The sequence below is a fragment of the Xenorhabdus sp. TH1 genome (assembly GCF_037260955.1).
GTDB lineage: Bacteria > Pseudomonadota > Gammaproteobacteria > Enterobacterales > Enterobacteriaceae > Xenorhabdus > Xenorhabdus griffiniae.
In genome coordinates this window covers 3,063,168-3,075,749 of record NZ_CP147734.1, presented here as the reverse complement: position 1 = coordinate 3,075,749, position 12,582 = coordinate 3,063,168, and the positions used below count along the sequence as shown (strand labels likewise).

Sequence of the window (12,582 nt, the reverse complement as noted above, 5' to 3'; positions counted from 1 at the left end):
TCTTCAAGTTATTGCTGAGAAATATCATCCAGCGTTTGTTTAAACAGGGTGGTTAGGCGTTGTTTTTGCACGGGATCGTCGATTTCTGCCAGCGCTAAACGACGTTCAAAGACCTCATTGACGCTCAGTTCAGTAAGGGTTTCTTTATTTTGTGCAGACAGTGACAGTTGGCGAGTGCTTTTGCTGCGGCGTAGCAGGATGATCTCGACAGGCAGGCTTTCACTTAGGGCCTGAATGCGTTTTTGGATATCGGGCAGATAGTCTTGAGTTGCGACTTCAATATCCAGCCAAACCGGGCGTTCTCCTTGATATTCCCTAAAAGAGTGTAATTGCCCTTCGATTTGTTTCAAATTACCGCGAATAAGTTGCATTGGCTGATAATGTGGGATCGGTAACAGTGTGATGTTATCGAGTTTGCCTGATTTAAAATCCACTAAGCAGACACTTTTCTCCTGTCCCAATTCGTCAAAACTGAGTGGAATAGGGGAACCGCTGTAGCGGATATGCTCTGATTTACCGATGACTTGCGGGCGGTGAATATGCCCCAGGGCAATATAGTCAGCAGGCGGAAATGATTGAGCGGGGAAGGCTTCTAATGTGCCAATGTAAATATCGCGAACGGAATCTGTTGTGGAAGCACCCACCGTAGTGAGGTGACCAGTGGCAATAATTGGTAATGTCTGGCCGAACTGTTCCCGTAATGCACAGGCTTGCTGGTAGAGACTATGGTAGTGTTTGGTGATGGCATCTTGTAGGGCCTGCTGTTTTTGAGCGCCTGATTGCCCCGCCTGGCTGGTGATGATATCCCGTGGACGCAGATAGGGAATGGCACAGAGGATCGCTCCTGCATGACCTTCTCTGTTATTCAGGATCTTTATCTGCTGTGTTATATCTTCGGGTTCAGCTTGGGTAATGACAGTAGTATTCAGGTAAGAAAGCAGGGATTTAGATTCATTGAGTGTGGCGACGGAATCATGGTTTCCACCGAGAATGACAAGTTGGCAGCCTGTGGGCTGTAGAGCCACAATAAATTGGTTATAAAGTTCACGTGCATAACTGGGAGGAGAACCGGTATCAAAAATATCGCCGGCAATAAGCAATGCGTCAACCTGATGCTGCACGATTTTTTCAATCAACCATTGTAAAAAGTGTTTATGTTCAGCGGCACGGCTTTTAGTAAAGAAATATTGGCCAAGATGCCAGTCAGATGTGTGAATAATTCGCATGATTTTCCCGCCGTTGCTTGAATGCTTTTCTTATCTGTTGCAGGTGCTAATTATAATGGCAGTGTGAGGGATGTCCTGTGCAATTCGATTTCCTTTACTGAATTTTCGAGCTGCTTCGCATCCGTAGTGAAATATAACAAAGATGCAAGATTTTCTTTGGGAACCAGTTTGTATCTTGTTAATTGAGAAATAAGGATTTTCATAAAAGTGTCATAAAATTGACGCATAATATTTGCAGTAAAAGTCACTAGCCTTAATGATATTAACGGAATTAACCATGGTTAAACGCATTTTGGTAGTTGAAGATGAAGTGCCGATTCGTGAAATGGTGTGTTTTGCACTGGAACAAAACGGTTATGAAGCCATTGAAGCCGAAGATTACGATACAGCAATAAGACGTTTGTCTGAGCCTTATCCTGATTTGGTATTATTGGACTGGATGTTGCCAGGCGGTTCAGGGATACAACTTATCCGGCAAATGAAGCGGGATAATAACGCTAAGGCGATCCCTGTCATTATGGTTACGGCTCGGGTGGAAGAAGAAGATCGGGTACGTGGTTTAGATGTCGGTGCAGATGACTATATCACGAAACCTTTTTCACCTAAGGAATTGATTGCCAGGATTAAGGCTGTTTTGCGTCGCATTTCACCTGTAGCGTTGGAAGACTCTATTGATATGGATGGATTGGTTCTTGATCCATCATCCCACCGTGTTTCCAGTCATGGACAAGATTTGGAAATGGGGCCAACTGAATTCAAACTTCTCCACTTTTTTATGACTCATCCTGAGCGTGTTTATAGTCGTGAACAGTTACTCAACTATGTATGGGGAACAAATGTTTATGTGGAAGATCGTACGGTTGATGTACATATTCGACGCTTGCGTAAGGCGTTGGAGATAGGGGATCACGCCAGGATGGTACAGACGGTACGTGGTACAGGTTATCGTTTTTCTACCCGCTATTGACTGTTTGGAGTAAAGTCGCGTGCTTGAGCGTTTATCTTGGAAAAAGTTGGTATGGGGGCTTGTGCTTTTTTGCTTGCCCGCTGTCATTTTGTCTCTTTTTATCGGTCACTTGGCATGGCTGCTGGTTATCGCACTATTTTTGGCTTTGGTATGGCATGGCTATAATTTGCTGAAATTATCCGATTGGTTATGGTTGGATCGCAATATGTTACCGCCAGCCGGTCGTGGCGGCTGGGAACCTATCTTTTATGGTATTTATCAGTTGCAACAACGCAATCGCAAACGACGTCGTGAACTCGCATTACTCATCAAACGCTTTCGTAGTGGGGCTGAATCGTTGCCGGATGCTATTGTGATCATGACTACGGAAGGCAATATTTTTTGGTGTAATCGCCTGGCACAACGTTTACTCGGGTTCCGCTGGCCTGAGGATAATGGCCAGCATATTTTCAACTTGCTTCGCTACCCTGATTTTAGCCGTTATATTACCGCGAATGATTTTTCCCACCCTCTGTCCATCGAATTGAATAATGGCAATATGATGGAGTTTCGCATTATGCCTTATTCTGAGAAGCAATTATTGATGGTCGCACGCGATATCACCCAAAAACGGCAGCTGGAAAATGCCAGACGGGATTTTTTTGCCAATGTAAGTCATGAACTTAAAACCCCCCTCACTGTCCTGCAAGGTTATCTGGAAATGATGGAAGATCAGGCGTTCGACAATAAGATGAACCAAAAGGTTATCGGTACGATGCGGGAACAAATACTAAGGATGGATGGTTTGGTGCAACAACTGCTGCATCTTTCCAAAATTGAAGGGGGGGCGCAAGTGGACATGAATGAAGTTGTGGATGTTCCCAACCTGTTGGAGGTATTACAACGGCAGGCGTTGGCCTTGGGAAATGAGCAATACGATATTGTGTTTGATATTGATGAAAAGCTGAAAGTGTTTGGTAATGAAGAGCAACTACGCAGTGCAATGACCAACCTTGTTTATAATGCCATCAGACATACTTCTCCGGGCACAAGGATTGAGGTGAGTTGGCGAAATGTTTCCCAAGGTGCGTTGTTCACAGTGAAAGACAATGGGGGTGGGATTAGTGCGGAGCATTTGCCACGCCTGACTGAGCGTTTTTATCGCGTTGATCGCGCCCGTTCGCGTCAGACGGGGGGGAATGGGTTAGGCTTGGCGATAGTGAAACATGCATTGCATCACTACAATACCCATCTCGATATTGAGAGCACTTTAGGAAAGGGTTCAGTTTTTAGTTTTTTATTAGCGTCTCAGCTTATTGTTTCTGCTAAAAAATAGTTTTATAACAAAATGATTTATTGACAGATGTGAGCAAAAAACACGCGCGAATAAAAAAATACACAAATCATATAGTGTGTATTCAATGATAGATAACAATAATAACTGATTTTAAAAAACAGTTCAGAATATTGTTCTGGTTTTTGGTTTACCGCTTGCCTTTTAGCGCTATAAAAGTTTTACTTGGGGGCAGTTGTTGGCGATTCTAGCTGTTATTATTACTATCATTCTGTATCTTACGACTATCAGTGAGTATCATGCAGGTCACTGATTGTTAAATCAGAATCCGGTCTCGCCAGTGAAAATTCAAGTACTTGCGATAGTTACTGTCGCAGATGCATCTCTTTTGACAATAATACATTAACAATCATTATGGCATACCGTTTATCATCTAAGGATATTTGGGCATTAGGTTTTATGACCTTTGCCTTGTTTGTTGGTGCGGGAAATATTATTTTTCCGCCTATGGTTGGCTTGCAGGCAGGAGAGAACGTTTGGATCTCAGCCGCCGGCTTTTTGCTAACCGCTGTTGGCTTGCCAGTCATTACTGTCATTGCGTTGGCAAAAGTGGGTGGGGGCATTGAAGCACTCAGTGCGCCGATTGGAAAAACTGCGGGTCTCATTTTGGCAACTGTCTGCTATTTAGCGGTCGGCCCTCTGTTTGCAACCCCTAGGACTGCCACGGTTTCTTTTGAAGTGGGTATTGCTCCACTTACCGGAACAGGTGATCTTCCTCTATTTATCTATAGTGTGATCTATTTTGCACTCGTGGTGCTGATTTCATTATATCCGGGCAAACTACTGGATAGTGTTGGCCATATATTGGCTCCAATCAAAATCGTAGCATTAGCCATTTTAGGAATTGCGGCGGTGTTGTGGCCGGCAGGTAGCTCTGTTCCTGCTATTGAAAGTTATCAGGAAATTCCGTTCTCAAATGGCTTTGTCAATGGCTATTTGACAATGGATACACTGGCCGCAATGGTATTCGGCATTGTTATTGTCAATGCAGCCCGTTCCAGAGGGGTTGAGGCTTCTTCCCTGTTGACGCGCTATGCTATGTGGGCCGGCCTGATTGCTGGTCTTGGCCTGACACTGGTGTACCTCTCTTTGTTCAAGCTTGGGGAAGGTAGTGGCACATTAGTGCCTACCGCAGATAATGGTGCTGTGATTTTGCACGCTTATGTCCAAAATATTTTTGGTAACTACGGCAGCTTCTTCCTCGCGATACTGATTTTCATTGCTTGTATGGTGACTGCTGTCGGTTTGACTTGTGCTTGCTCTGAATTTTTCTGCCGTTATTTGCCATTATCTTATCGTGCTCTGGTACTGATTTTAGGCACATTCTCCATGCTGGTTTCTAACGTGGGCTTAAGCCATTTGATTAAGATCTCAATTCCAGTGCTGACGGCCATTTATCCACCCTGTATTGCACTGATATTATTGAGCTTTACAATTCGTTGGTGGAATAATTTCATCCGCATTTTGGCTCCGGCCATGTCTGTCAGTTTGCTGTTTGGGATTTTGGATGCAATAAAAGCTTCTGAGTACCTGTACCATTTGCTGCCTGAGTGGGCAAAGCATCTGCCATTAGCGGATCAAGGTTTGGCTTGGTTGATGCCTACTTTACTGACGGTTGTTGTGTGCGCTATTTATGACCGCGTCGTAGGAGGCGTAAAGCTCCCAAAGTATGAAGTACAGGCTGAAGAAAAGTAGGAATAAAGTCTGTTCATGATAAACATGGATAAGTGATGTTATAAAACAATAAAGGTGAGCTGCTGAAAACAGCCCACCTTTTTTGTTGATTTATGCTGGATTAATAACCAATGGCGGCACCGGCAGGTCGTCGTGCATCGTTGGCACCGTAAATGTAACCCTCACGGACAACACCTGATACAGCAGAATCATTGCCTGATGATTGTGGAGTCACTCCAGCAGCCCCCGGTAATCCAATCATAATTAATTCTGCTGCTCCCCAAGGTGTCTGTTTCACCATTTTGTAGCCCATTTTTTCCAGTAAGTTTAGGGTGTCTTTCGACAAACCACGTTGCTCATAATAGACTTCGTCAGGTAGCCATTGGTGGTGGAACCGTGGACTATTGACGGCTTCTTGTGGTGGCATGTTGAATTCGATGATATTCAGCGCCGTTTGTAAAGTAATGGAGATAATGCGTGAGCCTCCTGGAGAACCTAACACCAGGAAGATTTTATTATCTTTGGTCACAAGTGTTGGGCTCATTGATGATAGTGGGCGCTTACCAGGGGCGATTGAGTTGGTTGCACCTTGTACTAGCCCATACAGGTTTTTCTCACCGACTTTAGTTGTAAAGTCATCCATCTCATCGTTGAGGAAAAAGCCTGTTCCTGGGGCAATGACGCCAGCACCAAAGCGTCCATTGATGGTGTAAGTTGTTGATACTGCGTTTCCTTCTTTATCTACCACGGAATAGTGGGTAGTTTCCGGTTTTTCATGGGGACCAATGCCTGGCTGAATATTTACCGATGGAGTGGCTTTATTTGGTTGAATCTCTTTTCTGATCGATTCAGCGTAACTTTTACTCAACAGTCGATCAAGTGGGTTGTTGATAAATGCCGGATCGCCCAAATAGGTATTTCTATCCATATAGGCGTGGCGCATGGCTTCTGTCAATGTATGAATATAAGCAGCAGAGTTGAATCCCATAGACTTAAGATCATAGCCTTCAACGATGTTTAATATCTCGCATAACGTCACCCCGCCAGAGCTGGGAGGTGGAGAAGAGATAAACTTGTAGCCTCGGTAACTACAGGTAACAGGCGTCGTTTCTGTGATGTGATAATTGGCGAAATCGGCTGCGGTAATAATTCCGCCTGCTTTTTTTGATGCTTGTGCAACTAATTGGGGAATTTTGCCGTGATAAAAAGCATCAGGTCCCTGTTTGGCAATCATTTCCAGCGTGTTGGCTAAATCGGTTTGGATGAGCCTGTCCCCTGGTTTGAATGGCGTACCATCTTTACGCAGGAAAATACGGGTAGCTTCTGGATCTTGGGCGAAACGCTTGACTGTGGTATCCAAAATATCGGTATCGCCACGGGTCAGTATATAGCCTTCGCGCGCCAGCTTGATAGCGGGTGCCATGACTTGTTCGCGGGTTAAAGTGCCGTACTTTTTCAGTGCCGCTTCAAATCCCATCACTGTACCTGGTACAGCAATCGCTTTATAACCATACAGACTGGCACCTTTGATCACTTTTCCATCTTTATCCAGATACATATCAGCGTTAGCCGTGGCAGGGGCTGTTTCACGGAAATTGATGAAAGTATCTTTTCCATTAGCGAGATGGATGGTCATAAAGCCACCACCGCCAATGTTGCCACAACAGGGATTAACCACGGCTTGGGCATATCCAACGGCAACAGCAGCATCAATGGCGTTACCACCCATTTTGAGAATATCTATGCCAGCTTGTGAAGCAAGGCGCTGTGAGCTGACAACCATGCCTTGTTTAGCTTCAACCGCAGGCTCAGTGGCAGAATAAAGAGGAGTAGAAATGAGCAGGGATACAGCGATAAGTGGTATTTTCCATGCCTTGAACATGTGTTGTTCTCCTGAGGATAGGTCAACTGTTAATTGATTTGGGTATTTGTGGTGCTTTTGTTGCGAATAAGTAATTTACCTTATCGAAAGCTCAGGATTTTGGAAAGTAAAAAACCAGCCGATTGAGCGGCTGGTTTGGAATGCTTCATAACGTAAAGTTAACGCGATGCTCAACTTTAGCTCCCTATAACATGGGCTTGTTGAAGCCAGTCGCGTTGACTTTTACCTTGTTTAAAATTGGCAAAAATACCCAGTGTATGAGAAAGCAGTTTTCTGGCTATTCGATTACTCAAATGCCACAAATCCCGTGCCCAGCACTTCTCGATAGCAAATTGCCCAGCGAGTTGACCAATGACGGTTTCAATTAAGCGCCGTTTGGCATTAATGCGCTTTCTTGTTTCTCTGGGGACTGGGTCATCCATATTGGCACGCACCGGGGCTATCATTTCAATACCCGACTGCTTCATTTCCTCTTGAAATTCAAAACCTAAATAACCTTTATCGCCGAGCAAACAGCCTTTTATTGGGCTAGTCAAGTCCCAGACCGCTTCACGCTCACTGACATTGGCGGGCGTCAATGTGAATCCCGTTACTACGCCAATTTCATCTATCATGAGATGCCCTTTAAAGCCGTAGTAAGTTTCGTTTTTGGCGGCGCAGTACCCATAATCAGCTTGTCCTTTAAAGCTGGCACTGCCTTTCGCTCTTTTGAATCCACAGATGGGCAACGGAAATCCGTCGACAATATGTACCGGCCTATCGAACGCACCCAATAACCTCGCCAGCTTTTCTTGCAGCTTTTGTTTAACAGCCCAAAGATTCGCAACCTGTTTAGCAAAATTGGCGCGTGAACCCAGTCCCGGAAACCACTCGCACCAGTGATCACGAAAGTACGTCCAAATTCCTTTATCCGTTGAAAAGCCTAAGAATTCACCCACCACTTCCATCGTGATGGCTTCCGCATCGCTCAGCTTAGGTGGGTATCCCCGGCTTCTGAATCGAGAGCTTTGCTGTAACGCCGTTAAATTATCGTCTACCCAACAAAACACCCAAATGATAAAATCTTGCTGTGACATAGCCTTTGTTCCTTTATTTCTCTCAGTTTGGCGACTTAAAGTTATAAAGGAGCGGCTATGTCATTTCAACTCACCATAAAAGTCGAGCATCGCGTTAAAGTTATGAACAGATTGAATCCTAACGGGATTACAGCTTGTCAGCGTTTTTGGTCAGGTATTTTGCTACGCCTTCCGGTGAAGCGCCCATACCTTCCTGGCCTTTCTCCCATTGTGCAGGGCAAACTTCGCCGTGCTCTTCATGGAATTGCAGAGCGTCAACCATACGCAGCATTTCATCGATGTTACGGCCCAGTGGCAGATCGTTAACGACTTGGTGACGTACAACGCCATTTTTGTCAATCAAGAAAGAACCACGCAGAGCAACACCTGCTTCTGGGTGCTCGATGCCGTAAGCTTTCATGATGTCACGTTTGATGTCAGCAACCATTGGATATTTGACTTCGCCAATGCCACCTTCGCTGATTGGAGTTTTACGCCATGCGTTGTGAACGAATTCAGAGTCGAAGGAGACACCAACGACTTCAACCCCACGTTTCTGGAATTCTTCATAGCGATGATCGAAAGCAATCAGCTCAGAAGGGCAAACGAAAGTGAAATCCATTGGCCAGAAGAAAATAACAGCAGCACGGCCATTCAGGTGTTTTTTCAGATTGAAGTTATTAACAATTTCACCGTTACCGAGAACTGCAGCAGCTGTAAAGTCAGGGGCTTGGCGGGTTACTAAAACCATAATTGACTCCTGTGATTTTAAAAGGTGTTATGTAAAAACGGGTTACAGCATAAGGAATTAGGTTATAGCAATAAAGGATAAAATACCAATTGTTATAATAGATTTTACCTATCGATAAACTGTTTTTAATTCCTTTTAGACTACATAAGATAAAACTATTTATGAAAAGTTCAAGATAGTTGCTACTCAAGTAGATGCTTATTTGTTGCCAGCGTCATCATTTCTGGGTAGAACTGACAAAATAGTGTTTCAAAATCAAGGTAATGATTTTCTATATCCTGATACGAGCCGGCCAGTGCGGATAATTTGGGGCGCCTGCGAGCCATGCTCTGCAAGACATTGGCGATGCATGACATATCGGCATAACGGATAAATAAATTTTGTGACCAGAGGTAGTTGTTCAATTCCTGAAATTTTTCAGGGGTTGAAGCAAGCTGAGGTTCTATAGTGTTGCGGGCAAGATGGACAAATTCGGGCAGGGAATAATTTTTTTCAAATTTGCTCCAATGTCGCGAGAGAAAGTGATCCCAGATGATATCAAGAGTAATGGGGGCAACGCGCCGATATTCGGGACGAAATAATTTGCGTGCTTCCAGGACAAGCGGATGCTTGTCCGTCAGGCTATCTACCCGACGGTGCATACGGATACCCGCTACAATGTCAGAACGAAATGCGCCTTCTGGAGAGCCGCGGACGAAATCTGCCATCAAATTCCCTAGTAAGGAACTTTCCGCTAAGGCAGCTAAATGAAGGTGTGCGAGAAAATTCATAGTGAGAATATATCGCAAAGAATGCAGCGTAAATAGTTAAACCCGATGCTTCTTTGTTGCACCCTTGCACTTGCAGCACTAGACTAGTCCGCCTGTTTTTTTGAATGATACAGATAAAATGCGTGTCGCTGATTTTACATTTGAACTGCCAGAAGAGCTGATTGCTCACTATCCCCAGCCACAGCGAAGTGCTTGCCGCCTGCTTTCCCTTGATGGTGAAACAGGCAAGCTGGCGCACGGTGTTTTTACTGATGTGCTGGATAAGCTGGAAGCTGGAGATTTATTGGTTTTCAATAACACCCGCGTTATTCCTGCGCGCCTGTTTGGCCGCAAAGCGACGGGGGGAAAGTTGGAAGTTTTAGTCGAAAGGATGCTGGATAATAAGCGAGTACTTGCTCATGTTCGGGCTTCCAAGGCACCGAAAGAAGGCGCTGAACTTATCCTCGGTGAAGAGGAGAGCATTAAGGCAACGATGCTGGCGCGTCATGATACGTTGTTTGAAATCCGTTTTGATGATGAGCGTGATGTGTTGACCATTTTGGAGCAGATTGGTCATATGCCTTTGCCGCCTTATATCGCTCGTCCTGATGAAGATGCGGATCGTGAATTGTACCAGACAGTTTATAGTGAACGTCCAGGAGCCGTGGCTGCACCGACTGCGGGATTACATTTTGATGAACCGCTTTTGGCTGCCTTACGTGAAAAGGGGGTTGAAATGGCCTTTGTCACCCTGCACGTTGGGGCCGGTACTTTTCAGCCTGTGCGAGTGGAATCCATTGAAGACCATGTGATGCATGCCGAATATGCGGAAGTGCCACAGGATGTTGTGGATGCAGTTCTGGCATGTAAAGCGCGTGGTAATCGGGTGATTGCTGTAGGAACAACATCGGTTCGTTCACTGGAAAGTGCCGCAAGAGCTTGTCAGGATGGGATTATTGCACCATTTTTTGATGATACCCAAATCTTTATCTATCCTGGATTTGAATATCAGGTTGTTGATGTACTGATCACCAATTTCCATCTGCCAGAATCCACACTTATCATGCTGGTTTCTGCGTTTGCCGGTTATAAGAATACGATGAATGCCTATAAAGAAGCGATAGCAGAAGAATATCGTTTTTTTAGTTATGGTGATGCAATGTTTATTAATCGCAATAAAATGGCAGCCAAAGAACGGGTATCAGAAGAGTAAATACCGCAAGAAACGGTGCTGATATAAAATTAAATGCTTTGCAATAAAAGATTTTAAAATCAAAATACTCTTCATTTCAGCTTCGTTGAGTTGAATGGCGTCTAAACATAGCATCAGACTGTTTTTCTGATGTCTGGAGGTTAAGTGAAATTTGAGTTACAAAAGACGGATGGGAATGCCCGTCGTGGTCGTTTGATTTTTGATCGTGGCGTTGTGGAAACGCCGGCATTTATGCCTGTGGGAACCTACGGCACGGTAAAAGGGATGACACCGGAAGAGGTGAAAGAAACCGGAGCGCAAATCTTGTTGGGGAATACTTTCCACCTTTGGTTGCGCCCGGGGCAGGAAATCATGAAATTGCATGGTGACCTGCATGATTTTATGCAGTGGCAAGGCCCTATTCTGACTGACTCTGGCGGTTTTCAGGTGTTCAGCCTCGGCGCCATGCGTAAAATCAAAGAAGAAGGGGTTCACTTCCGTAACCCAATTAATGGGACCCCTGTGTTTCTCAGCCCAGAGAAATCGATGGAAATCCAATATGATTTGGGTTCCGATATTGTCATGATTTTTGACGAATGTACGCCATATCCTGCGGATTGGGATTATGCCAAGCGTTCCATGGAAATGTCATTGCGCTGGGCTGCCCGCAGCCGTCAACGTTTTAATGAGCTAGGCAATAAAAATGCCTTGTTTGGTATTATTCAGGGCAGTGTGTACGAAGACTTGCGTGATGTTTCCATAAAAGGGCTGGTGGAAATCGGCTTTGATGGCTACGCTGTAGGGGGACTGGCCGTCGGTGAACCGAAAGAAGATATGCACCGTATTCTGGAGCATGTTTGCCCTCAGATCCCACAGGATAAGCCTCGCTATTTGATGGGAGTCGGCAAGCCGGAAGATTTGATTGAAGGTGTTCGCCGTGGTATCGATATGTTTGACTGCGTGATGCCAACACGTAATGCCCGCAATGGTCACCTGTTTGTGACCGAAGGAGTTATTAAAATCCGCAATGCTAAACATAAAGAGGATACATCTCCCTTGGATGAGCATTGTGATTGCTATACTTGCCGCAATTATAGCCGGGCATACCTCCATCACCTTGATCGTTGTAACGAAATTCTTGGTGCAAGGCTGAATACGATACATAATTTAAGGTATTATCAGCGTTTGATGGCTGGAATTCGTCAGGCCATTGAAGAAGGCAAGCTGGAACAGTTTGTTGAAGTATTTTATCAGCAGATCGGTAAACCCGTTCCGCCGTTAAATATATAATTTATCGTGACTAATCAGTCTCAATATGTGTAGCATATTGGGCTGGTTTTTGATCGAGCCACTGTCGATTTTCAATAGTAATGTTTTCGGCAGGCATATTTTCGATAACAATGAGGGAAATTTGATGAGTTTTTTTATTTCTGAAGCTGCGGCAGCTGCTGGCGCACCAGCACAAGCTCAGGGAAGCCCATATTCTCTGATTATCATGCTGGTTGTTTTCGGTTTGATTTTCTATTTCATGATCCTGCGTCCACAACAAAAACGCACCAAAGAACATAAAAAACTGATGGATTCCATCTCCAAAGGGGATGAAGTGCTGACTTCTGGTGGTTTGGTGGGGCGTGTCTCTAAAGTGTCTGATACCGGCTACGTGGTTATTGCCTTGAATGACACCACAGAAATAACTGTCAAACGTGACTTCGTTGCTGCCATTTTACCGAAAGGTACAATGAAGGCTATTTAA

11 protein-coding genes are annotated in these 12,582 nt (G+C 44.7%); 6 read left to right on the top strand and 5 right to left on the bottom strand.

Going from position 1 to position 12,582, the window contains the following annotated elements; translation table 11 throughout:
• Positions 1–8: 8 nt before the first annotated feature.
• Positions 9–1,226, bottom strand: a complete 1,218-nt coding sequence (gene sbcD / locus WDV74_RS13430) for an exonuclease subunit SbcD (RefSeq protein ID WP_338883280.1) — start codon at positions 1,224–1,226, stop codon at positions 9–11.
• Positions 1,227–1,503: 277 nt separating this feature from the next.
• On the opposite strand from sbcD, the gene phoB reads away from it, so the two are divergent.
• The 3 genes from phoB to brnQ all read left to right on the top strand — a co-directional run bounded on the left by phoB (position 1,504) and on the right by brnQ (position 5,221).
• Positions 1,504–2,193, top strand: a complete 690-nt coding sequence (gene phoB / locus WDV74_RS13425; protein WP_338883279.1) for a phosphate regulon transcriptional regulator PhoB — start codon at positions 1,504–1,506, stop codon at positions 2,191–2,193.
• A gap of 19 nt (positions 2,194–2,212) precedes the next feature.
• Positions 2,213–3,508 carry a phosphate regulon sensor histidine kinase PhoR gene (phoR, locus tag WDV74_RS13420; protein WP_338883278.1) on the top strand — a complete coding sequence of 432 codons (1,296 nt, stop codon included), beginning with the start codon at positions 2,213–2,215 and terminating at the stop codon, positions 3,506–3,508.
• Positions 3,509–3,880: 372 nt separating this feature from the next.
• Complete coding sequence (gene brnQ / locus WDV74_RS13415; RefSeq protein ID WP_338883277.1) at positions 3,881–5,221, top strand: branched-chain amino acid transport system II carrier protein; 1,341 nt, start codon at positions 3,881–3,883, stop codon at positions 5,219–5,221.
• A 100-nt stretch (positions 5,222–5,321) separates the two neighbouring features.
• On the opposite strand, the gene ggt is transcribed toward brnQ, so the two are convergent.
• The 4 genes from ggt to WDV74_RS13395 all read right to left on the bottom strand — a co-directional run bounded on the left by ggt (position 5,322) and on the right by WDV74_RS13395 (position 9,658).
• Positions 5,322–7,082, bottom strand: a complete 1,761-nt coding sequence (gene ggt, locus WDV74_RS13410) for a gamma-glutamyltransferase (protein ID WP_338883276.1) — start codon at positions 7,080–7,082, stop codon at positions 5,322–5,324.
• Between the two features lie 176 nt (positions 7,083–7,258).
• The gene (locus WDV74_RS13405; RefSeq protein ID WP_338882223.1) at positions 7,259–8,158 is read right to left on the bottom strand and encodes an IS982 family transposase; all 900 of its coding nucleotides are present in this window, start codon (positions 8,156–8,158) and stop codon (positions 7,259–7,261) included.
• A gap of 127 nt (positions 8,159–8,285) precedes the next feature.
• Entirely contained in the window at positions 8,286–8,888 is a 603-nt protein-coding gene (locus tag WDV74_RS13400; protein ID WP_273559137.1) for a peroxiredoxin C, read from the bottom strand.
• A gap of 182 nt (positions 8,889–9,070) precedes the next feature.
• Positions 9,071–9,658, bottom strand: a complete 588-nt coding sequence (locus WDV74_RS13395; RefSeq protein WP_338883274.1) for an ACP phosphodiesterase — start codon at positions 9,656–9,658, stop codon at positions 9,071–9,073.
• Between the two features lie 118 nt (positions 9,659–9,776).
• On the opposite strand from WDV74_RS13395, the gene queA reads away from it, so the two are divergent.
• The 3 genes from queA to yajC all read left to right on the top strand — a co-directional run bounded on the left by queA (position 9,777) and on the right by yajC (position 12,582).
• Positions 9,777–10,850, top strand: a complete 1,074-nt coding sequence (queA, locus tag WDV74_RS13390; protein WP_338883272.1) for a tRNA preQ1(34) S-adenosylmethionine ribosyltransferase-isomerase QueA — start codon at positions 9,777–9,779, stop codon at positions 10,848–10,850.
• Positions 10,851–10,994: 144 nt separating this feature from the next.
• Positions 10,995–12,119, top strand: coding sequence for a tRNA guanosine(34) transglycosylase Tgt (gene tgt, locus WDV74_RS13385; RefSeq protein ID WP_338883270.1), 1,125 nt, complete (start codon positions 10,995–10,997; stop codon positions 12,117–12,119).
• Positions 12,120–12,243: 124 nt separating this feature from the next.
• On the top strand, positions 12,244–12,582 hold the full coding sequence (yajC, locus tag WDV74_RS13380; RefSeq protein WP_189758891.1) for a preprotein translocase subunit YajC: 339 nt from the start codon (positions 12,244–12,246) through the stop codon (positions 12,580–12,582).